21 protein-coding genes are annotated in these 24,637 nt (G+C 42.3%); 7 read left to right on the top strand and 14 right to left on the bottom strand.

The window, feature by feature from the left end; all coding sequences use genetic code 11:
• Positions 1-8: 8 nt before the first annotated feature.
• The 3 genes from RTP55_RS00105 to ftsY are packed head-to-tail and all read right to left on the bottom strand — an operon-like array spanning position 9 to position 2,817.
• Entirely contained in the window at positions 9-533 is a 525-nt protein-coding gene (locus RTP55_RS00105; RefSeq protein WP_312383271.1) for a methylated-DNA--[protein]-cysteine S-methyltransferase, read from the bottom strand.
• A 1-nt stretch (position 534) separates the two neighbouring features.
• Positions 535-1,656 carry a DUF4268 domain-containing protein gene (locus tag RTP55_RS00100; protein WP_203171726.1) on the bottom strand — a complete coding sequence of 374 codons (1,122 nt, stop codon included), beginning with the start codon at positions 1,654-1,656 and terminating at the stop codon, positions 535-537.
• 3 nt (positions 1,657-1,659) lie between these two features.
• Entirely contained in the window at positions 1,660-2,817 is a 1,158-nt protein-coding gene (ftsY, locus tag RTP55_RS00095; protein WP_409418394.1) for a signal recognition particle-docking protein FtsY, read from the bottom strand.
• Between the two features lie 313 nt (positions 2,818-3,130).
• On the opposite strand from ftsY, the gene RTP55_RS00090 reads away from it, so the two are divergent.
• Both RTP55_RS00090 and RTP55_RS00085 read left to right on the top strand, forming a co-directional pair.
• On the top strand, positions 3,131-4,645 hold the full coding sequence (locus RTP55_RS00090; RefSeq protein WP_312383267.1) for a M16 family metallopeptidase: 1,515 nt from the start codon (positions 3,131-3,133) through the stop codon (positions 4,643-4,645).
• A gap of 97 nt (positions 4,646-4,742) precedes the next feature.
• Positions 4,743-6,224, top strand: a complete 1,482-nt coding sequence (locus RTP55_RS00085) for a M16 family metallopeptidase (protein WP_312383265.1) — start codon at positions 4,743-4,745, stop codon at positions 6,222-6,224.
• Between the two features lie 32 nt (positions 6,225-6,256).
• On the opposite strand, the gene RTP55_RS00080 is transcribed toward RTP55_RS00085, so the two are convergent.
• Positions 6,257-7,195 (bottom strand): D-Ala-D-Ala carboxypeptidase family metallohydrolase, encoded by a 939-nt coding sequence (locus tag RTP55_RS00080; RefSeq protein WP_312383263.1) that lies wholly within the window; start codon positions 7,193-7,195, stop codon positions 6,257-6,259.
• A gap of 337 nt (positions 7,196-7,532) precedes the next feature.
• On the opposite strand from RTP55_RS00080, the gene rodA reads away from it, so the two are divergent.
• Both rodA and RTP55_RS00070 read left to right on the top strand, forming a co-directional pair.
• Entirely contained in the window at positions 7,533-8,678 is a 1,146-nt protein-coding gene (rodA, locus tag RTP55_RS00075; protein WP_282840907.1) for a rod shape-determining protein RodA, read from the top strand.
• Positions 8,679-9,109: 431 nt separating this feature from the next.
• Positions 9,110-9,694 carry a septal ring lytic transglycosylase RlpA family protein gene (locus RTP55_RS00070; RefSeq protein ID WP_312383258.1) on the top strand — a complete coding sequence of 195 codons (585 nt, stop codon included), beginning with the start codon at positions 9,110-9,112 and terminating at the stop codon, positions 9,692-9,694.
• A gap of 112 nt (positions 9,695-9,806) precedes the next feature.
• On the opposite strand, the gene RTP55_RS00065 is transcribed toward RTP55_RS00070, so the two are convergent.
• From RTP55_RS00065 to leuA, 5 genes are all read right to left on the bottom strand, one after another.
• Positions 9,807-10,994, bottom strand: coding sequence for a vWA domain-containing protein (locus RTP55_RS00065; protein WP_312383257.1), 1,188 nt, complete (start codon positions 10,992-10,994; stop codon positions 9,807-9,809).
• 9 nt (positions 10,995-11,003) lie between these two features.
• Positions 11,004-11,906 carry an AAA family ATPase gene (locus RTP55_RS00060; RefSeq protein ID WP_312383254.1) on the bottom strand — a complete coding sequence of 301 codons (903 nt, stop codon included), beginning with the start codon at positions 11,904-11,906 and terminating at the stop codon, positions 11,004-11,006.
• Between the two features lie 148 nt (positions 11,907-12,054).
• Positions 12,055-12,510, bottom strand: a complete 456-nt coding sequence (locus RTP55_RS00055; RefSeq protein ID WP_312383253.1) for a resolvase — start codon at positions 12,508-12,510, stop codon at positions 12,055-12,057.
• 66 nt (positions 12,511-12,576) lie between these two features.
• Complete coding sequence (locus RTP55_RS00050; protein WP_065263882.1) at positions 12,577-12,897, bottom strand: YcgL domain-containing protein; 321 nt, start codon at positions 12,895-12,897, stop codon at positions 12,577-12,579.
• 205 nt (positions 12,898-13,102) lie between these two features.
• Positions 13,103-14,833: a 2-isopropylmalate synthase gene (gene leuA / locus RTP55_RS00045; RefSeq protein ID WP_312383251.1), complete on the bottom strand. Its 1,731-nt coding sequence runs from the start codon at positions 14,831-14,833 to the stop codon at positions 13,103-13,105.
• A 164-nt stretch (positions 14,834-14,997) separates the two neighbouring features.
• Here leuA and RTP55_RS00040 point away from each other — a divergent pair, with 164 nt between their 5' ends.
• Positions 14,998-15,456 carry an Lrp/AsnC family transcriptional regulator gene (locus RTP55_RS00040; RefSeq protein ID WP_159676132.1) on the top strand — a complete coding sequence of 153 codons (459 nt, stop codon included), beginning with the start codon at positions 14,998-15,000 and terminating at the stop codon, positions 15,454-15,456.
• Positions 15,457-15,592: 136 nt separating this feature from the next.
• Here the strand turns inward: RTP55_RS00040 and RTP55_RS00035 are convergent, their stop codons facing one another.
• Positions 15,593-17,050 (bottom strand): alanine/glycine:cation symporter family protein, encoded by a 1,458-nt coding sequence (locus RTP55_RS00035; RefSeq protein WP_312383629.1) that lies wholly within the window; start codon positions 17,048-17,050, stop codon positions 15,593-15,595.
• A 162-nt stretch (positions 17,051-17,212) separates the two neighbouring features.
• Positions 17,213-18,022 carry a hypothetical protein gene (locus RTP55_RS00030; protein WP_312383249.1) on the bottom strand — a complete coding sequence of 270 codons (810 nt, stop codon included), beginning with the start codon at positions 18,020-18,022 and terminating at the stop codon, positions 17,213-17,215.
• A 477-nt stretch (positions 18,023-18,499) separates the two neighbouring features.
• Between RTP55_RS00030 and ahcY the strand changes: the two genes are divergently transcribed.
• Complete coding sequence (gene ahcY, locus RTP55_RS00025) at positions 18,500-19,888, top strand: adenosylhomocysteinase (protein WP_312383626.1); 1,389 nt, start codon at positions 18,500-18,502, stop codon at positions 19,886-19,888.
• Between the two features lie 167 nt (positions 19,889-20,055).
• Entirely contained in the window at positions 20,056-20,898 is an 843-nt protein-coding gene (gene metF, locus RTP55_RS00020; protein WP_312383624.1) for a methylenetetrahydrofolate reductase [NAD(P)H], read from the top strand.
• A gap of 213 nt (positions 20,899-21,111) precedes the next feature.
• Here the strand turns inward: metF and dld are convergent, their stop codons facing one another.
• From dld to mdh, 3 genes are all read right to left on the bottom strand, one after another.
• Complete coding sequence (gene dld, locus RTP55_RS00015; protein ID WP_312383247.1) at positions 21,112-22,815, bottom strand: D-lactate dehydrogenase; 1,704 nt, start codon at positions 22,813-22,815, stop codon at positions 21,112-21,114.
• Between the two features lie 50 nt (positions 22,816-22,865).
• Complete coding sequence (locus RTP55_RS00010) at positions 22,866-23,165, bottom strand: hypothetical protein (protein ID WP_219331083.1); 300 nt, start codon at positions 23,163-23,165, stop codon at positions 22,866-22,868.
• Between the two features lie 131 nt (positions 23,166-23,296).
• On the bottom strand, positions 23,297-24,469 hold the full coding sequence (gene mdh / locus RTP55_RS00005; protein WP_312383243.1) for an iron-dependent methanol dehydrogenase: 1,173 nt from the start codon (positions 24,467-24,469) through the stop codon (positions 23,297-23,299).
• Positions 24,470-24,637: the final 168 nt, after the last annotated feature.

The raw sequence follows: 24,637 nt of genomic DNA, 5'->3' as shown, positions 1-24,637 counted from the left end.
GTTATTGTTTATCGCTGATAACTTGCTTGCTCTATATCAAGCAATGTTTGCTTAATCTCAATCCCACCGGTATAACCGCCCAATTTGCCATCGCTGGCAATCACGCGATGGCAAGGAATAATGAGACTTAGTGGGTTGCGGCCATTGGCCTGCGCGACTGCGCGAAAGCTTTTGGGACTATCTACTTGTAGCGCAAGCTGTGCATAGCTGATTGTTTGACCGTAAGGGATTTGTCGTAATGCTTGCCATACTTTTTGCTGAAAGGGTGTGCCTGTGGATAAATCTAAGGGAATATCAAAAACTTGTCGCTGTCCATTAATATATTCGTCAAGTTGACTGATGGTATTTCGTAAGACTTTGGCATCGTCATCTACTGAGTCAGCCAAATCTTTGCTTTGTATATAGTGCGCTTGTGCAGTTAATTGTTGTAGGATTTTTTGGGTTTGCCAATCAAGCGCGATAAGACAACCCTTATGTGCGACAAGGGTAATTGTTGGTAATTTGATTGATAGTTGGTAGTTTGTGGTAAGCATTTTATAAGACAAATTTATCTAGAAGTGATTTAAGAATTTTCTGCATTTTATAACTTTCTTCAATCAAAAATTCATTTGCACCCCGCCATTCAGACTTGTCTGAATATCCAACTGCTTCGTTTGTGATAATTATAAAACTATATACAGTTTCAGGACAACGCTCCCAATTAACAGGATATTGAAATTTTGATTCGATTTCTTCTTTATGCTGATATAAATAGTCGAATATTTTTAAAGTGTCTTCTTTATTATTACCTTTTATTTCAACTCTAATTTTTACAGATTCCTTTGTAATTACAACACTTATTCCGACACCATTTCCTAATTTAGTACCTAACCAATTATCTTTACTTGGTGTCCTATTAGCATATAAATTTTCAGCATTTGATAAAGTCGCATTGATAAATTGCGACCAAAAACTTATTAGTACGCTTTGTTTATTATTTTTGATTTGAATGTCTTCTTGTTTTTTCTCCGCAATATCTATCATAAAGCTTTCAACTTCGGGTACAGGAATAATTTGCTGAGTATCAAAGAAAAAGTCATTATTAAATTTAAAAAGTTGGCATTTTATACAACGGATATTAATACCAAAATTCATCAGCCATAATACAGCTGATGTTACTTCTTGACGGAATTCAGCAGCGACTAAAATGATTCGTTGCGAAGTTTCATTGGGATTTAATCCAATATCATCTTCTGTGCTATCACTAAGAAATTCATTTATTTTTTGTTTAGCGCTTGCAATATAATCATCAGAGTTTTGGCTATCATATTTTCTAAGATAGTCAGCAAAAATATTTATGATTTTCTCATCTGTAAGTCGAGAGCAATAAGATGCATATTTCACAGACTGCCATACAACATCTTTACCAGAACTATCCGTTTTATTTTCAATAATGACTAAATTACCACTTTTATCTAACGCCAATAAATCTAATCTTTCAGACGTATTGTCAAACCCGTTAAATTCTTTTTGAATAATTAATAATGGCTCGCCAAGACATTCTGGATTGCTCACAATCCATTCTTGCAAATCTTGGCGCTCTCTAAAACCCACTTCACTAAATTGAATTTTATCAATATTAGTCATCTGCTTATTAGCAATATTTAAGTGATACATGAGTTATTCGTCTTTTTCAAATAGCGCTTTGACAAAATCATCGGCTTGAAATGGGCGCAAATCATCAATTTTTTCACCCACACCAATAAAACGAATCGGCACATTGGTATTTTCAGCGATATTAAATACCACGCCGCCTTTTGCCGTGCCATCTAATTTGGTGACGGTCACGCCTGTCAGTGGCACTGCTTCATTGAAGATTTCTACTTGATTTAGGGCATTTTGTCCTGTACCGGCGTCGAGCACAATCATGGATTCATGCGGCGCTGTCGGATCGGCTTTTTGCATGACGCGAATCACTTTTTTTAGCTCTTCCATCAAATGGGTTTTATTTTGTAGACGCCCTGCAGTATCGGCAATCAGCACGTCAATGCCACGGGCTTTGGCAGATTGAATGGCATCAAAAATCACCGAGGCACTGTCTGAACCATGACCTTGGGCGACAACAGGGATATTATTGCGCTCCCCCCAAACTTGCAATTGCTCGGTGGCTGCCGCACGAAACGTATCGCCCGCTGCTAACATCACTGATTTGCCTTCACCTTGCAGACGTTTGGCAAGTTTACCGATGGTGGTGGTTTTACCCACGCCATTGACCCCCACGACCAAGATAACAAACGGTTTTGTGCTAGCATCCACCACCAGTGGCGCAACTTTGGGTGTCAAGATATCGGTGAGTTCTTTTTGCAGCGCTTTATACAGTGAATGAGAATAAATCAAATCACCGCGGGCAGTGGCTTCGGTCAAGTTTTTGATAATGCGATTGGTGGCATTCACACCGATGTCGGCGACCAACAGTTGGTCTTCGACTTCTTCTAGTAGTTCATCATCAATCTCTTTACCACCAATCAAAATATTGGTTAAGCCTTCGGTCAAGTTTTTACGACTTTTTGACAAGCCTTGCTTCATGCGGCTAAACCAGCCACCTTTTTGTTCAGGTTCTGCGGTTGGCTCAGCCGTATTGGCAGATGGCTGTTGTGTGGGTGCAGGTGTTTGCAGCGTTGACGTTTGGGCGGCTTCAGCGATACGCGGCGTTTCAATAATTGGCACATCTTGCACAGGCAGATTGGGCATCGTAGCATCATCAAAATTAGTCGGTTGGTTATTAAAATTAATTACCACCTTATTAGAAGCATTGTTATTAAATTGGTTGCTACTCATATCATCGCCTATGGTTAAATTTGTCATTAAAATATTGAGATGTATAAAATTATAACAGTGTTTGTTCGCAGTTTGAAATAAACATGCTGTCAATCCCTTACACTCAGATTAATCATGGTCTTGCAAAAAACTATCCGTTCACAGCTTGTTGCGCTAAAAATTTGCAGGTGGTATTTATTCAGATTTAATCGTGCAATGGGCTTTCAAATAGCAATCAATGCCAACATCCGTTATCATGGTTTATCTTTTATAATGCCTGCAAACCCCATTGCCCCACAATCAAAAAAACCAGATTAAAAGTTAAAGAGAAACTATGTTAAATCAAAAACCTGTGTCAAAACCCACATTTTTTAACCTTACCCTCCTCGCTGCCGCCTTGACCTATACGCTCTGTGTATCAGGTTGCAGCACTGCGCAGACCATCGCAGCCAAAACCATGCCGACTAAAACTACCCCGACTTTAGCCAATACGCCTATTAACGCGCATCCAACTGCTAACGCGGTAACTGACACAACCCAGCAAACGCCGAGCCCCACAGATTTTGACAGCGCTAGGGCAGCAACGCGCCATGAATATACGCTGGATAATGGATTAAAGGTGATAATCAAAGAAGATCACCGCTCTCCTGTGGTGATAAGCCAAGTATGGTATCGCGTGGGTGCTGCGGATGAACCCACTAACTTAGGCGGTATGTCACATTTGCTTGAGCATATGATGTTTAAGGGAACAAAAAACGTGTCCTCAGTAGATTTTGAACGCCTTATTGCCAAATTTGGCGGTAGCAATAATGCCTTTACCAGCTATGACTACACCGCATATTATGAAATTTTCCCTGCCAATCGCTTAGCGCTCGCCCTAGAGCTTGAAGCCGATCGGATGACCCATTTACAGCTAAAGGACAGCGACTTTACCGCTGAGCGCCAAGTGGTGATGGAAGAGCGCCGCCAGCGAACCGATGATAACCCAAACGCCCGCGCCTATGAGCAATTTAGCAAAATGGCTTACCCCAATAGCCCAAAAGGAGAATCGGTCATTGGTCCCATGGCAGAAATCGAATCCATTAGGTTAAACGACCTAACCGATTGGTATAAAACATGGTATGCACCCAACAATGCGACCTTAGTAATCGTGGGCGATGTCAATCCCACAAACGCCATCAATGAAGTCAAAAAATACTTTGCCGATAAAAAACCGCAAACCCTGCCAACGCGCCCCAGTGTGATACAGCCAGGGTTTCGTGGTTATCAAGAAAAAACCACCCAATTGCCGGTACAGGTGCCTATGGTCATGATGGCGTTTAATGTGCCAACACTTACCACAGCAAAAGACCCCAAAACTGCCTATAGTCTATCGCTGCTAGCCGATGTGCTCGATGGCGGTCTATCTGCGCGCCTAGAAAAACGCCTAGTACGGGAAAAACAGCTACTAGCGTCAGTCGGTAGTGGTTACAGCGCCTTTAGTCGGGGCGATGGGCTATTTTTAATCCAAGCCACCCCACGAGATGGCGTTACGCTTGCCCAAGCCAAACAAGCAATCATTGCTGAGATTGACGCGCTCAAAACCCAACCGATTGCACAAAGTGAACTGACCCGTGCCAAAACCAACACCATGACCAGCTTGATTTATAGCCAAGATAGTATCAGTGGACAGGCGCAGATGATTGGCAGTCTAAACAGCATTGGGCTTGATGATCGGATGGTGTTTAACCTACCCAAAATCTTAGATAGCATCACAGAAAGTGACTTACACGCTGCTGCTAGCAAATATTTGGTTAACAACAATTTAACCGTGCTCAATGTGGTAAAAGAAAATAAACCCAATAAATAACTATAAAACCAGTAACTTAACTTATCCTGACTTAAGTTGCGCTCACTTGACTTACCTTCATTGCTGTCAGACCATCCTTAGAATGTTGAGAAAAAAAATGAAAACACGCTTAGCTAAAATCTTATTACTAATGACTACCATTGCCACGCAAGCGGGCCATGCAGAACCTGCCACTCATAGCGACGCTCACAGTAGTGGCAATATTGACCCCAATGCACCCATTGCCGCTTTAGACAAATTAACCAGTCTAAAAACCACACCACCGTTAAAAGTGACATTACCAAATATCATCCACTTTACAACGGATTCGGGTACCCCAGTCGCTTTGGTACAAACCCATCATTTACCGATTGTGGATGTCAGTGTGTATTTTAATGCAGGCTCAGCTCGTGATGAAGCCATTAAAAAAGGCGGTTTTGGGATTGCCAGCCTGACCGCGAGTATGCTCGATCAGGGCACACGCCATAAAAGCGAAGATGAGATTGCCGAAACCAGTGAGCAGCTTGGGATTGATTTATCTGCCCGTGCTTATAAAGACATGTTTATTGTGAGTTTGCGCAGTCTATCTGATGAAGCGCGTTTATCCCCTGCGCTTGGTTTAATGAGCGATATGATGACCCAGCCTACGTTTCCAAACAAAAATTTTGAACGTACCAAAGCCCAGTATCTAATCAGCCTGCAACAGGCCAAAGAAGACCCCGATAGCATCGCAAGCAACGCCTTTGCTGCGGCGCTTTATGGCAATCATCCCTATGCCCACCCCACCCAAGGCACGGAAGAGAGCATTGCCAAAATCAATGCCACCGATCTCAAAGCTTTTGGCCAGCAGTTTTTGGTGGCGAAGAACGCGAATATTGCTATTACAGGCGATATCAGTCTTGAGCGCGCGCGGGCGCTTGCCAATCAGCTAACCGCTCAAATGCCTGTTGGCACAGCTGCCCCAAAGCTTGCCGATGCCAAGCCTTTGAACGCCGCTAAAACGATTCATATTCCATTTGACAGCACCCAAACCACCGTATTGATGGGGCAATTGGGTCAAAAACGCGTGGCGGATACCTTAGGCTTGCAGCATCAAACCAACTTTGCCATTGCCGATGAAATCGTCGGGGGCGGCAACTTTCAAGCCAGATTGATGGAAGATATCCGTAAAAAACGCGGGCTCACCTATGGCATTTATAGCAGCACCACGCCGATGCTTGCCCAAGGTAGCTATACCGTTAGCTTTTCTACCCGTAACCAAAAGTCGCAAGAAGCAATTGAGGCGACCAAGCAAGTCATCAAAAATACGCTAGAAAAAGGGGTAACGCCAAACGAATTGGCTTTAACCAAAGACAGTCTAATCAACAGTTTCCCAACTAGCTTTGCTAGCAATGCCGCCATGAATTCCACGATTGGTATGATGGGGTTTTATCAGCTGCCAGATAGTTACTTGACCGATTACGTGATGCGCGTACAGCGCGCCGACCTTAACGCTGTCAATCAAAGCTATAAAGACCTCATTGACCCTAACAAGTTTTTGATTGTGACGGTTGGCAGCGCCACGCCAAACACAACAACCGCAACAAAAATCGCTAAATAGCCAATGTTAACAGCTTAACAGTTGCGACAGGGTTAAAAACGGCAGGGTGATGAGCTTGAACTATGGCTTGCGCCCCATTTTCGAAAGCCTTGCGTATCGAGATGCACCGAGCCTGTCGGATACAAACCGAGTCCAAAATTATAGCTTTGCCCGTTGGACTGCCAAAACTGGCAAAGCCCATCAAAGGTGCTTTCTATTGCCCATTTGTTGGCTTCGTTTTCAGGTATCCAAATATCAATCGCGCCATTGGTCATGTGCTTACTCTCCCCCGCGCCGCCCGCACAATCATTCAATGCAGGGTTTCGATACACGGAGCGTATCACTGTCGAATACGGCAAGTAACCTTGTTTTTGCAGTTGCTGCAGCATTTGTAGGGTGGGCACGATATTTTGCCATAGTGACGCAGGCGGTACTTCATACGGCTCAAAACCGCAGCGCCGTGCATCTCTGGCACTCGTGATTAACTGATCCATCGGCGGAATGGTGCCTAATTGGCTTTGCAAGTAATTTTGATACGCCAACACTTCTGATTGCTGATAACTGTGGCTAGCTAACCAATCCTTAAAATCTGCATCATTGGTATAGACAACGTTACTATTGTATCGTGTGCTATTTTTGAGTGCGCCATAATCTGTTGTAGGTCGGCTTGTGTTTTGACGGTTTAGAATAAGACCGCGCATATTGTCAGTCTGCGTGACAGTAGGATTTTTAGGGTCTGGCTGGGTTTGACGAACGATGGTCGTAGTAGGTTTTCGATTATCGACGGGTGTGACGGGATGATTACAGGCGATAAGCAATGTCATTATCATCCCTGAGCCAACAATGCCTGTTAAAATCTTGGTTTTGGTATTCTGAGTCTTGGTAGTGTTGATATTCTGGGTATTGGCACTTTTGGCATTGGCATACTGGGCGGTTTGCGCGTTGTCTTCGATAATGGTTGGTTTATTTTTGGTCTTGTTTTGATGTGTCATGGATTGCCTATTCACGTTTCGTCAAAATGGAAAAACACCACGGACTGATGAGCAACTGTCAAAAAAGTAGGCTTGATATACTTAGCTAATCATGCCTACTTGATAATTATTTTCACTTAACTTTTACTTGATAGTTATGTTCACTACATAATTAAGACATAATTAAGCTTAATTGATAGCTCACTTAATATAGTGACTTATTTCTATGAAACAAGTGTTATAAACTATTACATTATTAAGACTACCAAAATCACATTAAGCCATATAAACTATTGAGCCTATTTTTGTGTCTTTTTACAGACTTATTGTCACCGGGTTAATTTGATGTTTGGTGTGTATGGTAGATAAGATTGGACAGTACCGTTTTTCTAGGCAAGCTCATCACTTTGGTAATGACAGTCTACCCTCCTTTTGGCAGCGCGTGCATTTAGACCCTTGGTTATTGATGCTATTGTTTGTCACAGCTTTGTTTGGTTTAGCCATTTTATATAGTGCCTCTACTCAAGACATGGGAATGGTCATCCGTCAAACCATTAGTTTTACCATCGCGTTTGTGGTGATGATTGTCATGGCGCAAATCCCGCCCAGTCTTTACCGTGATTTTACCCCGTTTTTTTATGTGGGTGGTGTGGCGTTACTGATACTGGTCAAAATTATTGGTGAGGTGCGACTGGGTGCGCAGCGCTGGATTGGTATTCCTGGGTTTGGTAGTGTCCAGCCGTCAGAGTTTATGAAGCTTGGCATGCCGATGCTCACTGCTTGGTTTTTATCCAAACGCGACTTGCCGCCAAGTTTATCGACAGTGCTTATCACGCTGGTGGCGATTGGTATTCCAGTGCTGCTAATTGCTGAGCAGCCCGACTTGGGCACCTCTTTATTGGTGGCGTCTAGTGGCTTATTTGTGCTGTTTTTGTCGGGTTTACCTTGGTGGATGATTGGCTCTGCGGTGGCGCTGTTTATTCCCTTTGTTTTTGTGGCTTGGGAATACCTGTTACACGACTACCAGCGCAAACGCGTCCTAACTTTGCTAGACCCTGAAAGCGATGCCTTGGGGGCTGGATGGAATATCATGCAGTCAAAAACCGCGATTGGCTCAGGGGGGCTCACAGGTAAAGGCTACTTGCAAGGCACACAATCTCATCTACATTTTTTACCCGAAGGCCACACCGATTTTATCATTGCGGCTTTTTCTGAAGAGTTTGGCTTAATTGGTGTCAGTTTACTGATGTTCCTGTATTTTTGTATTCTATGCCGCGCCTTATTTATTGCTTACTCCAATACTGCTGTCTATAGCAAATTACTCTCGGGCGCGATTGCCATGTCATTTTTTGTGTATGTGTTTGTAAATGCCGGCATGGTAGCAGGTATTTTGCCAGTTGTCGGTGTTCCTTTGCCATTTATCAGCTACGGCGGTACTGCTTTAATTACTTTGATGGCAGGATTTGGTTTAGTGATGTCAATTGCCTCGCATAATGTTAAATAACCGTCACACTATTTTCGAAACTATTTTGTTTGTAAATAGATTATTTATAAACAATTATTTATGTAACTATTTATGTAAATAGGTATTTTTAAATGTAAAAAACGTAAAAAAGTTAGCATAAAAGATATCCTTTTTATGAGTAGTTTTAAACAATTATGACGGTAAAACTTAATAATTTTTACCGTTTATCTATTTTTTTATACCTTTTATCTAAATAAATCGTGATTTTAATCGCGTAATTGCTTATTGTGGGTCATCAAGATTGAACAATTACATACCGAAACAAAGTAAAATTTGTAAACTAATTGTTAAATCTCATAAATTTTCTTGGTGCCCTATAAGCGATTTGTATGCATGACATATAAAGTAAAGGCTTATTGGCTCCCAAATATAAGGCGCTCATTGTAAAGAGCGATTGTTCAGAGGTCATTATGTCAAAGCGTCAATCGAATTTAGCTAATGTAGCGACGTTACTTTGCTTTTGTGGCGTAACGGCGCTTAGCTCAACTACCCAAGCAGCCACGAGCAATTTAGATCACGTACTTAATGAGTTAACCCGCCAGCACAACAATGCATCAGACTTAGTCAAATCAGCCCGCCAACCTCGTAACCTTGCCTTAGACAGCCAACTTATCAGCCAAGACACTTCACAAGCTAGCAAAGATTCAGACGTGTTAGAGCGTCTTTCTGCCGTTGCATCCAATACGGTCAATCGCTTTAGCCAAACGGGTGTCGCCTCTTGGTATGGTCGTCAGTTTCAAGGTCGCAAAACTGCTAGCGGTGATACTTTTGATGCCAATTCGTTGACTGCGGCGCATCGCTCATTGCCAATGAACTGTTATATCAAAGTAACCAACAAATCAAACGGCAAAAGCGTTGTGGTAAAAGTCAATGACCGCGGTCCGTTTTCAAGCCATCGCGTCTTAGATTTATCGTATGCCGCCGCCAAACAAATTGGCTTAGCAAGCACGGGCACAGGCAACGTTGTTATTGAACGTGTAAGTGGTCTAAACTAATGTTAGCTGACTAGCAGCCTTTAGCTTAATATCAGTTTTTAGATGACTATCCGCCTATCAGCACAAAAAAAGCATGAAATTGATTCATGCTTTTTTAATTCCCTTAAAAATCTTACCGCGCCAAATACTTAGTCATATCTTCAATCCCATGCAAGGTCATCGGATACATATGACCTTGCATGATATCTTTGATTAAGCCGATGGTCTGGGTGTATTGCCAGTAGCTTGGTGTCTCAGGATTGAGCCATGCGACTTTATCAAAGTGGTTAGTGATACGTTTTAGCCACGCCTGTCCCGTATCTTGGCTCATATACTCAACGCTGCCGCCGACAGATAACAACTCATAAGGCGACATTGCCGCATCACCGACAAAAATCACCCGATAATCACTGCCGTATTTGTGTAGCACATCCAATGTGGGCACGGCACTGGCGTTACGGCGGGCATTTTCTGTCCAAACATACTCATACACGCAGTTATGAAAATAAAAGAATTCAAGCGTCTTAAACTCATTTTTGGCAGCGGCAAATAAGCGCTCACACGCTTCAATATAGCTATCCATGCTACCACCGATATCAAACAGCATGAGCACTTTGACACGATTACGGCGTTCGGGACGCAGCTGTACATCAAGCATCCCTTTTTGCGCGGTTTTCTTGATGGTTGAGCCAATATCAAGCTCATCAGCCGCCCCATCACGGGCGAATTTACGCAGTTTACGCAGTGCCATCTGCATGGAGCGGGTTTCTAACTGGTTATCCGTATCCAAATCGCGGTATTTGCGCTGCTCCCACACCTTGACCGCGCTGCGTTTTCGGCTTTCACCACCCACGCGGATACCTTCAGGATGGTCGCCATACGCCCCAAATGGCGATGAGCCGCCTGTACCGACCCATTTGTTACCGCCTTGGTGTCGCTCTTTTTGTTCTTTTAGCCGTTCCTCTAGTGCTTTCATGAGTGCTTCAAGCGAGCCATATTTTTTGAGTAGGCGCCGCTGGGCTTCGGTGAGATTGTTGGGGTCAAGTTTGAGTTCCAGCCATTCTTTAGGGATATTACCCAATTTTGCCATCAGCTCGTCAATGTCGAGTGTATCAATACCTTCAAAATAATCCGCCATGGCACGGTCAAATTTATCAAAGTATTTTTCGTCTTTGATCATACATAGGCGAATCAACTCGTAGAATTGTTCACGGTCGGCAAACACAATGCCTGATTCTAGCAAGGCATAAAGGTCTAGCAATTCACGGGTGGAAACTGGCACGCCATAAGTGCGTAAGGTGTAAAAAAGATTGATAAACACACCAATCCCCTATCGACTACGACGCAGCATAAAGCCCATACGTTCAAGTAAACTCAAGTCATTTTCATTCTTTAATAACGCCCCCGCCATGGGCGGTAAGCTATCGCTTGGATTTTTCAACCGCTCAATCGCATTTTGACTGCCCGCTTGTAAATCATCGGCCATCAGCAAACTAATCCAATCTATCAACTCAGAGGTAGATGGCGGTTTTTTTAAGCCTTTGACTTCTCGTAGACCGTAGAACACCTTGAGCGCTTCATCCACCAAGTCTGTTTGTAGATTGGGGAAATGCACATCCACAATTTCGCGCATGGTTGCTTGGTCAGGAAAATCAATATAATGAAAAAAGCAACGACGCAAGAAGGCATCAGGCAGTTCTTTTTCATTGTTTGACGTGATAATAACGACGGGACGATGATCGGCGGTAATCGTTTCGCCAGTTTCATACACATAAAACGACATTTTATCAAGCTCATGCAGCAAGTCGTTGGGGAACTCAATATCCGCTTTATCAATCTCATCAATGAGCAGCACCACACGCTCAGGACTGGTAAATGCTTGCCATAACTTGCCTGCCTTGATGTAGTTGGCAATATCATACACGCGGTCATCACCCAATTGACTATCCCGCAGGCGTGATACCGCATCGTACTCATACAAGCCCTGTTCGGCTTTGGTGGTTGATTTGATGTGCCAAGTTAAAAGCGGCATACCTAAACTTTTTGCCACTTCTTCAGCCAGTAGCGTTTTACCCGTGCCAGGTTCCCCTTTGATGAGTAACGGTTTTTGCAATTGAATCGCAGCGTTGACGGCAAGCTTTAGGCTGTCAGTGGCGATATAACTATCGGTGCTTTTAAAACTGCTTTGGGTGACGCTATTTTGGATAGCAGCATTTGGCTGATGGTCAGACATAAAAAAACCTATGATAATCGTCAAAAATGAGTTTCAGACTATCATAAGTTTTAGGGAAAGTTAAGCTATAAGTAAAAGGTTAAGCTTTAAAAGATTAAGCTATAAAAAGTTAAGCCGTAACAGCTTGTTGGCTTATCACTCTCATAACTTAGCGGCTAGGCTGGCTGATATTGGCGTTATTTAACGCATGTTTTTTGTTGGTTTTATCGATGCCCATTCGAAGAATTTGCCAAATAAAACCTAAAATACAGCCCACTGTAATGACAACCATAATTGGTAGCAACCCATTAAAGATAATTGCTGGATCTTTGAGTAAAACCCCATAAACCACTGAAATGCTCGCTGGGGCGATGTCAGGCGGTGTACCAAGGGAAGTGGTTGGCGTGAGCAAAATCGCAAATAGAATAATCCAACTCAAACCTGCAAGCGTTTTTGGCAAAATCCGTACCACTAAAATCCAAAGCAGTAATACCACAATGGAAAATCCCACATAGGCATATAGGGGTAATTTGTCTGGCGGCACACCTTGAACCAGCTGCGCCCACCAAATGATGATTTCGCCTAGCACATTACCGATTTGCTCGAGTGATAAAAATGCAAACATAATTTTGCCTTGCCAAAAATAGATAGATTATTTTAGCATGATTCAAATCATTTGGTTAAAATTTTGCTACTGCCACTTGTTCTGCTGCGCTTCTGCCATATTCAATTTTGCTTGGCGTAACAACACATCTTCAGGCGGCATTTGCACAAAATACCCTTGGCTTTGCAACTTTTCTAACACTTCTGCTTTATTGACTCGTGCAAGCTTTGGCGTATTCGCCAAATCCAAATGCATCACAAAGGTTTCGCGCCCAATCGCTTGGCGAAAATCCTTGGGCAACACTGACAACCAGTCACGAATCTCATCCGTGTCATTGGGATAATCTGGACGAGCAATGTACACATACAGGTCATCTTTTTTGCTAAATTTATAAATATCGCAATGCATCATACAACTCTATTATTACTGTAAAATTTAAAATGCCTCTATCATACCATAAAATAGTATGTTTGGAATTAAACCCCTTTTGCTATCAGCCCTGTGTACTATTAATCTAGGCATTTCACCTGTTAGCCCATAAAAAAAGAGCAACTAGGGCAATTGCTCTTTTGCGGATAAAAGCTACGGATAAATTTGCGCTTTATAAAGCTAATTAATGATGCTCAGTATCGGCAATCTGCGCTTGTGCCAACGCAGATAAGGCGGCTTTTAACATCGCTGATACGGTGCTTGAGCAAGTGCCGATACCTGAATAAATCTCACCTTCAATATTCAACTGTAAGTAAGCAACGGCATTGGCATCACTGTTGTTTTGGGTGAGCGGGCTTTGACTTTCCACCGTTAACGCATGCTCTGCATAGTTGATAACGTGAATATTTTTGTTCAATTTGGCAGAGATGGCATTGATAAAGGCAGACAACGGACCATTACCATTACCAACGACGTCTATGATATCATCCCCCATGCGCACAGAGCCTGTAAAGCTTACTGAGCCAGCGGTGTTCTTGATTTCATAATCTTGCAACGCCAAAGTAGATTGGTTCAAATAAGTGTTTTTAAACACGCTAATAACATCATCTGAGGTCAACTCTGTCTGGCGACTTTCAGCTTCTTGCTGAATGACACGGCTAAAGTCAATTTGCGTCCAGCGCGGCAAATGAAAACCAAAGTCACGTTGCAAGATATAAGCAACACCGCCTTTCCCTGACTGGCTATTGATACGCACGACATCCTGATAGCCGCGTCCGATATGAGCAGGGTCAATCGGCAAGTACGCCACATCCCATAAGCCTTGGGTGGTTTCGGCATTTTGCTCGTTATAATCTAGCGATTTTTTGATGGCATCTTGGTGCGAGCCACTAAAAGCGGTAAATACCAACTCGCCCACATAAGGATGGCGTGGATGAATCGGTAACTGATTGCACTCACTCACCACTTGGGCGATTTCGCTCATGTTACTAAAATCAAGCTGTGGGTCTACGCCTTGGCTATACATATTCATCGCCATGACCATGATGTCCATATTGCCTGTGCGCTCGCCATTACCAAAAAGCGTACCTTCAATACGGTCAGCGCCTGCCATCAAACCTAACTCACTGGCAGCCACAGCACAGCCACGGTCATTGTGGGTGTGAAGGCTCACAATCACATGCTCTCGCATGGGTAAGTTTTGGCAAAAATATTCAATCTGATCGGCATAGATATTGGGCGTTGAGCTTTCTACGGTTGATGGCAAGTTAAAGATTACTTTTTGACCTAAGTCCGGGCGCCAAACTTTACACACCTCATCACAGATTTTGACCGAAAAATCGACCTCGGTTTGCGAGAAACTTTCAGGGGAATATTCAAAAATCCATTCGGTTTCAGGGTATTCTTTCGCCAAATCACGCAATAATGTTGCACCTTCAACCGCAATCGCAATGATGTCATCATAATCTTTTTGATACACTTTTTCGCGCTGCACTTTTGAGGTTGAGTTATACACGTGGACGATGGCACGTTTGGCACCTTTTAGCGACTCAAAGGTACGGCGAATCAAATGTTCGCGTGCCTGCACCAATACTTGCAAGGTCACATCGTCGGGTACGTGTCCGCCTTCGATTAGTTTACGGGTAAAGTCATACTCCACCTGTGCCGCTGATGGAAAACCAATCTCAATTTCTTTGAAACCCACTTGCACCAACAAGTCAAAGAAGCGCATTTTTTGTTCAATGCTCATCGGCTCAATCAAAGCTTGGTTACCATCTCGCAAATCCACCGACGTCCATATGGGCGCTTTGGTGATCGTTTTATCGGGCCAAGTACGCTGGGTCATCTTTGGTGCAAACGCAAAGGGTTGGTATTTTTTATGATTAAAAGCCGCGTTTTTGGGTTGTATTGACATGCTAATTCTCCACATTTAATTTTACTTAAAATTCTATGATGAAATTATATCCATTTTTTTGTAGTTGAAGTAACTAAATTTTGCTATAAAAAACATAGAATTTGATATTTATGGCTACTATAATTATATTGTTTAGTTAAAATCACTAATTTTGAGAGTTTGCCATGACTTCATTAGATAAAATAGACAGACAAATTTTAGCGCTATTACGAGAAAATGCACGCATGAGTAACCTTGAATTGGCGGAAAGCGTAAACTTAAGCCCTACCCCCTGTGCGCGCAGAGTCAAGCAATTAGAGGATGCCGGTGTGATCACGGGTTATAGTGTCACCACCGACCCTAGAAAATTAGGCTATCAACTGTCAGTCTATATTGCCATTAGCATGGATAAACATACGGCAGAACGCTTTAGCAATTTTGAAAAAAAACTACGAGAATTTCCTGAAGTGGTCAGCTGTAGTATAGTGACAGGGCGCAGCGAAGACTATCTTATCAAAGCTTTGGTCAAAGATATGGCGCATTATGAAGAATTTTTATTGCATCGTCTAAACCGTATCGAAGGTATCGCACAAGTGCATACCAGTTTTGAATTACGGCAGGTATTTGAAAAATCAATCATCTGATTGGGTGTTAAAGCCTGTTCTAAACCCTGTTTTAAAAACCTATAAAAAAACGCACTATTTATTGGTATCGCTTATGATACCTAGCCAAACAATAAAAAGCCATTGATAACCAACGGCTTTTTTTATTGTCTAATCGCTACTTTTCCCATATTCCCGATGTGACTTTGGCTTTTATGGCGGGGTATTTATTGATGTTAAAAACAGGATGCTTAACACCTGATTTGATTTGAGCGGAATAATCTTTTGCCAAAATAAATACATATTTTGACAACAGAACGATACTGACAAGATTAATGTACGCCATAATCGCCATCATCAAATCCCCCATATCCCACACCATAGGCACTTCAGCCACAGAACCAAAATACACAAAGGCGAGCACTAACATACGAAATATATTTAAAATCATTGGATGATTCTTAAGATATTGCACATTGGTTTCGGCATAGGCGTAGTTGCCAATAATACTCGAAAAAGCGAACATGAACAGCACTACCGCTAGGAAAATTTGCGCCCATGAACCCACATGACTTTCTAACGCGGCTTGGGTCAATTGAATGCCTGTCAAATCAGCGGTGGGCAGTTTTGATAATAAAATAATAAACGCAGTACAAGAACAGACAATAATGGTATCCACAAAAACACCCAAACTTTGAATCAGTCCTTGTGTGGCGGGGTGAGGCACATCCGCAGCAGCAGCGGCATTGGGGGCAGAGCCTTGACCTGCTTCGTTAGAGTACAAACCCCGCTTAATCCCAAGCATCATCGACTGCGATACCAAACCGCCTAACGCCCCACCCGCTGCCGCATTAAAAGTAAAGGCATCGGTCAAAATCAAATTAAATACCTGTGGAATCATGGTGATATTGGTCACAATAATATACAACGCCATTAGCAGATACACCCCTGCCATCACAGGTACTAGCATTTCTGAAATGGTGGCAACGCGTTTTATCCCACCAAAAATAATCGGTGCAGAAATGATAACCAACAATATCGCTACCACATGTTTACCTGTTCCCCATGAAGCACAGGTATTATCGCCCGTACAACCGACGGCTGATTGTACCGCTTGGGCGATGGTATTGGCTTGAATGGCATTATATACCAAGCCAAAACACAAAATCAGACTCACTGCAAACGCCACACCTAGCCAACCTTGCCCTAAACCCTGACGGATATAGTAAGCAGGTCCACCCCGAAAATGCCCATTGGCATCTCGCACCTTAAATAATTGTGCCAATGACGACTCAGCAAACGCCGATGCCATCCCAATCAAAGCAATAAACCACATCCAAAATACCGCACCCGGTCCGCCAACACTCACGGCAATAGCAACTCCTGCGATATTCCCTGTACCGACACGACTCGCCAGTCCTGTCATAAACGCTTGAAACGATGAGATACTCTCACTATGCTCGTGATGTTCGGTGCTTCGACTAGCCAGCAAATTTTTGACACTATGTCCAAATAAACGAAATTGAACAAACCCTGTCATGACGGTGAAAAACACACCAATACAAATCAAAATCCACACCAACCAATCCCACATAGGTGAACTGATAAGATTGACACTACAATGAATGCTATCCATCACACTTGCTTGCGCCAAGCAAGCTAAATCTTTGTTATACATCAACAAATCTCGCCTCAAAAATTGATAGCGGATAGTATCAATAAAGCAAACTTTTGGCAATGATTCAGCAAAAAAAAACGACACCAAAAGTGTCGTTTTTCTACAGCTTACGCTAACAAATTAGAAACGGTAAGTTGCACCAATTTTAGCGATTGGATACCATTTTGAATAATTTGAATCATCCAAATCTTGTTGTAAGTCAGATTTTAATTGATTATTGTCGAATTTTGTAATTTCTTGACCATTGGCATCTAGAACTCGCGTGTTAGCATCAGTTACTTTTAAGCCACCCGTGTAAGCTGCACCAATTTCACCAAATACACCAAAGTTATTAGTGATATTAGGACGGAAACCAATAGTTAAGTATGGGTTCAAAGTGTTTTTATTTTCAGCTGAAGCTTCAATGTTACCATAGTAAGAGTTACCATTGATGTTAACTGGTTTAGTTTCAGTCGCTTGTTTTTTCAAGGTGATTTCGTTGTCACCAAAAATGGTTCCAACACCCACAGTAAACCAATTTCCAGCTGGACGTAAATTCACACCAATATATGGGTTGCTTGAATCTGTTTCTAAGTCATATTTAACATCTTCAATTTTGATGGTGTTTTTTAAATCACCAATATCACCGCCAGCCCAACCAACTACAAGCTCAGTCTTATCGTTTAGAGCCCAACCAAGATTAGCACCATAACCTAAAGTACCTACTTCGGCACTGATAGCGGCAGGATGTGTTACGGTATCAAAAAACGTTCTAGTACCAGAAACCAATTGAGTTGTTGTGTTTTTTACTACACCTGAGTTTGGATCGTAGGTGGTAGTAGATACGGCAACAGGCTGTGCAACAACTTGTTGGTCAACAACTACAGTTTCAGCAAAAGCAGAAGTTGCGATTAAAGCAGCAGGAATAGCAGCTAATTTCAAAACTTTCATATAAATCTCCTAAGGACAGGATAAAGTAAATTTATCATTTCTCTTAAAAATCTAAAAGACTTTCAAGCGATGAATGACATATAAAGAAAAAGTAAATTAGTTGACATATTTTGTTACGTTTCTCTTAGGTATATTAAAACGTAATTTTTCAGCAATGTCTTTTAATTTTGTATAACTTTTCTATATGTTTATGTAATTACATAGGATGAAGTGTAATATTTTATCAAAAATGTTGCTTTTTTAAAAGACTTAAGTTGATGTTGCAATTAAGAGAATGACTTTTATGTTAATTTTTTTTACAATACGCCTATCGAGAGATGCTGCAGCTTAAGGTTCGCTTAATTTATATTTGCTTGCCTGCGCTAGGCTCGTTTTTTGTATTTTAACCAAAATAAATACAAAATAAATAACGGCATCTGCGTTTTTACTTTAACTTTTTTTACTGGTTATTAAGGAGTGGACGCAGTGTCCCTGTCTATCAATTCTACCGATTCAAATTTTTCTGATTATAAAGTTGCCGATATTAGCCTTGCCGACTATGGTCGCAAAGAAATCAAACTGGCTGAAACTGAAATGCCTGCTTTGATGGGCTTACGCCAACGCTACCAAACCGTGCAGCCTTTAAAAGGCGCCAAGATTGTGGGCTGTATCCACATGACCATTCAAACAGCGGTATTGATTGAAACGCTCGTGGCGCTGGGTGCTGAAGTACGCTGGACTTCTTGTAATATTTTCTCAACCCAAGACCATGCCGCTGCCGCCATCGCAGCAGCCGGTATTCCTGTGTTTGCTTGGAAAGGCGAAACTGAGGAAGAATACGAATGGTGTCTTCGCCAGCAGATTTTTGAAGGCGGTGAAGCCACGGGCAAGCTATGGGATGCCAATATTATTTTAGATGATGGCGGTGACTTGACGGCGCTGATTCATAACGACTACCCGCAAATGCTCGACAACATTCACGGTATCTCAGAAGAGACAACAACAGGGGTACATCGTCTAATTGAAATGCTCAATGCAGGCACCCTAAAAGTACCCGCCATTAATGTCAATGACGCAGTGACCAAATCAAAAAATGACAACAAATATGGCTGTCGTCATAGTCTAAACGATGCCATCAAACGTGGTACCGATATGCTTTTGGCGGGTCGTCGTGCGCTTGTTATCGGTTATGGCGATGTGGGTAAAGGTTCGGCTCAAAGCCTACGTCAAGAAGGCATGGTAGTACGAGTGACGGAAGCCGATCCAATTTGTGGTATGCAAGCTTGTATGGATGGCTATGAATTAGTTTCGCCATTTGTGGAAGGTGACCCTGCCAAAGGCGTCAACAAAACCCTTATGCAAGATACTGACTTGGTGGTCACTACCACTGGTAATTACCATGTCTGTAATAGCGATATGTTAAAAGCATTAAAAGCCACCGCAGTGGTTTGTAATATTGGTCACTTTGATACTGAGATTGATACCCAGTTTATGCGTGACAACTGGAAATGGGTGGAAGTGAAGCCTCAAGTACACCAAGTCTATCGATCAGAAGATGAAAACGATTACTTGCTTTTATTGTCGGAAGGTCGTTTGGTCAATTTGGGTAATGCCACAGGTCACCCATCACGTATTATGGATGGTTCTTTTGCTAACCAAGTATTGGCACAAATGCACTTATTCAAAGAAAAATTTGCTGATTTGCCTGCGGACAAAAAAGCGGACAATTTATATGTCAAAGTATTGCCGAAAAAACTCGATGAAGAAGTGGCAGCAGCCATGGTCGCAGGCTTTAATGGGGTACTGACTAAATTGACGCAGCAACAAGCCGATTATATCGGTGTGCCAATTGAAGGTCCGTTCAAACCTGATAGCTATAAATACTAATAGCTATAACTACTATTTGTTAAAGGTTCAATCAAAGCCATGCCAATGGACATGGCTTTTTTTATGCAGTTTAACTCAATATTTATGCCAAAAAATTCAATTTTTTTACTGTTTTACCCGTTATAATGGTGGTATTTTTTATCATTTTGGATACTTTCATGACCACCATGACAACGCCGTTTTCTTTTGAATTTTTTCCCACCAAGACCGATGACGGTCAAACCAAATTATTGGCAACCTTTGATGAATTAAATGCTTTAAAACCTCAATATTTTAGCGTGACTTATGGCGCAGGTGGGTCAACCCGTGAGCGCACCTTAGGTATCGTTAAGGCACTGAGTGAAAAAAGTGATACGCCTATCACCCCGCATTTATCCTGTATTGGCGATGATAAAGCCAAAATTGGCGAGTTATTGGATTATTATAAATCGTTAGGTATTAATCGCTTGGTGGCGCTGCGCGGTGATTTGCCATCGGGTATGGTGGGTCTTGGCGAGCTGCCGTTTGCTGTCGATTTGGTTAAATACATACGTGAGCATAGCGGTGATTATTTTCGTATCAAAGTGGCTGCATATCCAGAAATGCACCCGCAAGCCAAAAGCTTTGATGCCGATATCCAAAACTTGCTCAATAAATACCGCGCAGGTGCGACTGAAGCGATTACCCAGTTTTTCTACAACGCTGACAGCTATCTATATCTGCGTGATGCCCTTGCCAAAAAAGGGGTGACACAAGATGAGTTTCCAATTATCGCAGGCATTATGCCCATCACCAATGCGTCAAATTTGATTCGGTTTGCCGATGGCTGTGGGGCAGATATTCCACGTTTTATCCGTAAACAGCTTGCAGACTATGGCGATGACAAAAAAGCCATTCGTCAATTTGGGTTTGAAGTGATGGTCAATCTCTGTGAGCGTTTGATTGCCGAAGGCGTGCCGTCAATGCATTTTTACAGCATGAACCAAGTCAATCCAAATAAACAATTGATTGAAGCGCTTGGATTGGTTTAATTGCGGATAGAACTTACCCACTATCTGACAGTAAACAAAAAATGAGCATGACGATGTTAAACTGTCTGTTTACCATCGTAAAATTGGGGCATCGCAAAATAACGCTTATCTTAAACAGCTTATCTGGAATAGTTTATCTTGAGCAGCTACTGTTCGATAAAATTTTATCGTGCGATTGCCCTGATGGTCGGATGCTTACCTAGTTAAATGTCGTCATGCGTTAGGTTTGCGCCAGTATTTTAACTTTGAAGTGTGACCAATCCCCACATTAAAGGTGTTGGTAGGATCTAGCTTTCGATAAAAATTGGCTAATGCTGGCTTAGCAACATATAAATGACCCACATTGTGTTCTGCGGGGTATTCTGCTCTACGCTCATCTAGCAGCTGCCACATCTGATGTTCAATATCCAGTGGATTAGTGCCTTTTTTGACGATGTAATCTTGGTGAAATACATGACAAAAAAAGTGCCCATAATATAATTTATGTAACATATGTTGTTCTAGATCTGCGGGGATTTTTTCCACCCATTCTCTATCATTACGTCGTAACGCAATATCCAATGCCACAATATCCTCAACCTCTGCTCGATGGGTATCACGATATCGTATCGCCGCTCCGGCAACAGCAAAACGGTGTAAGAAAGCTTTGCGACCTTCTTCCTCCGTACAGGCAAAATACGAGCCAGTAGAATGAACGGCAAAATACTCATTTAAAAACTGCTGTGTCTGTTCTGCGCTTTGCTCGTCCACTCGTAGAATCAAGTGATGCTCAAAACGCTGATGAAATGCTAGCATGCGCTGCGGTAAATGACTAGGTAAGAAAAAGGTGATAGCTTGTAAAATTTGATCAGTTAACCCTCGTATCTTGATTTTTTCCAACCACCCATCAACGCGATCTTTGAGGGCTAATGCTCTGGGTATATTCACCGTGCCAAAACGTTCAATAAACAAGAAAGTGTCTTTGCCATACTTTGCGCCAATACTAAAGGCATCCCGATGAATATATTCTCCAGCAATCGGCAAGCTGGGTAACGATGTCAGCAAATAACGACGTATTGCTGTTAAGTCATCATGGTCATTTGAGCCGATATAAAAAACCTTACTCTCAACTTTTTCAAAGGTATCGAGTCGCACCGCAAACACACAGACTTTACCCGCTGACCCCGATGCTTCATATAACCGTGTCGGATCGGCATTAAATCTAGCAGGACTATCTGCATCGACTTGCTTAACGTCATGCGCGTAACGATTGTCTGATGCCAGCTGGCTAGTTTGGGTGGTTACCTGACCGGTTTCATAGTCTTGTTTTTGCAGTCTGGTGAGTATCTCTTCAGCCGTGTTGCCTAAATCAATACCTAGATGATTAATCAATTCTAACTCACCCGATTCATTGACACGGGCATACAACGCCATTTCAGTATAAGCAGGTCCACGACGTACCAGCGCGCCGCCTGAATTGTTGCACACGCCACCTAAAACTGAAGCGCCAATACATGATGACCCAATCACGGAATGCGGTTCACGATTATAAGGCTTTAAAGTACGCTCAAGATTATCCAAAGTTGCGCCTGGTAAACACACGACTTGTTTGCCATCTAAAATCACTTGAATACCTTGTAGACGCCGAGTACTCATAATGATGACTGGACGATCATATTCATCACCATAAGGTGTAGAGCCGCCTGTCAGTCCTGTATTGGCAGCTTGCATAATTACCACACAATCTGCCTCAATAATTGTTTGTAGTGCCTGCCATTGTTCAAGTAAGGTGCCGGGACATACCACAGCCAACACTTTTCCCTCACCAAAACGTATGCCTTGTCGATAATGACGGGTATCTTGTTCATCGATGAGTACATGAGACTTCCCTACGATCTTCGCTAATTTATCGAGTGTCGGCTTATACTTTTTTAACATGATAAATATCCTTATTGATTAAACTTATTGTTTAAATGGGTCATGATGTTTTATTGGCGATTATATTGACTTGTTGATAGTTGAACCGGTCTGGTTTTATCAAAGATAGGATTGTGTTTGATAGTAGAGCTACGCATAGCGTTAAAATGGTCAAGTGTGCGTCTACCATCGGTGGCTCGCTTGTAGATGCGGTTATCGCTGATTTGTGGTACTAGATTTTTTACTACGAGATTTTTTGCTATCAGATTTTGTGCTAGATGAGGCTTGGCATAGTGACTAAGTGGGTAGCTTTCTTGGGTTAGCAGTAAGCATTGGCAATGGTATAAGCGAGTGATAAGTTTTTGTTTCATCCCTTTATGCTACTATATTTTAATCAATTTACGCAAAAATTTATGCGCTTTGTATCAGCGCTCAATGTAAAAGGAGACTATTAAAGTCCCCTTTTTCACTGCTGTGAGTCTGTTTTAGTTTGATTTTACATTTACATGGCAGCTGCGAAGATTGCGACGACCTGTTCATGATTTGCCTTGCGTGGGTTGGTGAGCATACAAGCATCATTTTGGGCATTGGTTGCCATGATGGCAAGGTCTTCTTGTTTAACACCAAGCTCAGTAAGTCCCGTAGGAATACCTACTGCTTGGGATAGCTCACGAATTGCATTGATGCCTGCCTTACCTGCTTCTGCTCGAGTCATGCCTTTGATGTCGATGCCCATAAATTCTGCAATATCTGCATAACGCTCAGGTGTTGAGATAAGGTTAAATTCACAGACGTGCGGTAACAAAATCGCATTACAGACACCGTGTGGCAGATTGTAGAACCCACCTAACTGGTGTGCCATCGCATGTACATAACCTAGCGAGGCATTATTAAACGCCATGCCTGCTAAGTATTGAGCATAGCTCATAGCCTCACGCGCTTCAATGTTTTCGCCATTTGCTACTGCTTGACGCAGCCATTGTTGAATCATTCGAATGGCTTTTTCAGCACAAGCATCTGTAATCGGATTTGCAGCAGTCGATACATACGCCTCTACTGCATGGGTTAGCGCATCCATACCTGTTGCCGCAGTTAAAGATGCAGGTTTAGCAGTCATCAGTCGAGGGTCATCAATAGCAATGAGTGGTGTACAACGCCAATCTACAATCGCCATTTTGACGTGGGTATCGGTATTGGTGATAATACAAAAACGTGTCATCTCTGATGCCGTGCCTGCCGTGGTATTAATAGCAATCAATGGTGTCATTGGCACTTTACTTTTATCAATACCTTCATAGTCACGGATATGACCACCGCCTGCCGTCACTAGACCAATCCCTTTTGCACAGTCATGTGACGAACCACCACCCAATGAGATGATAAAATCACAGCCGTTATCCTGATACGCTGTGACGCCATCGTGGACATTTTTGTCAGTTGGATTTGGCTCTGCGCCTGCAAATACGTAGCTATCAATACCTTGTTCGCTTAAATGTTTAATGATAATGTCTGGAACACCTGCTTTGTTCAGCCCTTGGTCAGTTACAATAAGCGCTTTTTTAGCACCTAGATCTTTGGCTTTTGATCCCACTTCTTTGACACAGCCAGGTCCAAATAATGATACGCAGGGAATAAAAAAGCCACTGGTTTGATCGGAGATTTGCTTATAAGCCATGATTAAATTCCTTTTAATCTTTTATGGTTAGGGTATATAGTAATTTTATTCGCACGCCTAGTTTTTTGTCATCATTACAACTAGATAAGATGTACCAATATATTTTTATAAAATATACCCCACTCTCAACACTTTTAAGCGGGGTTGAAACAAAGAAGGCATGAACTT

The sequence above is a fragment of the Moraxella sp. CTOTU47579 genome (assembly GCF_032004885.1).
GTDB classification, from domain to species: domain Bacteria; phylum Pseudomonadota; class Gammaproteobacteria; order Pseudomonadales; family Moraxellaceae; genus Faucicola; species Faucicola tetraodonis.
The sequence above is the reverse complement of the archived record's forward strand: the minus strand, read 5'-3'. Positions and strand labels throughout refer to the sequence as shown.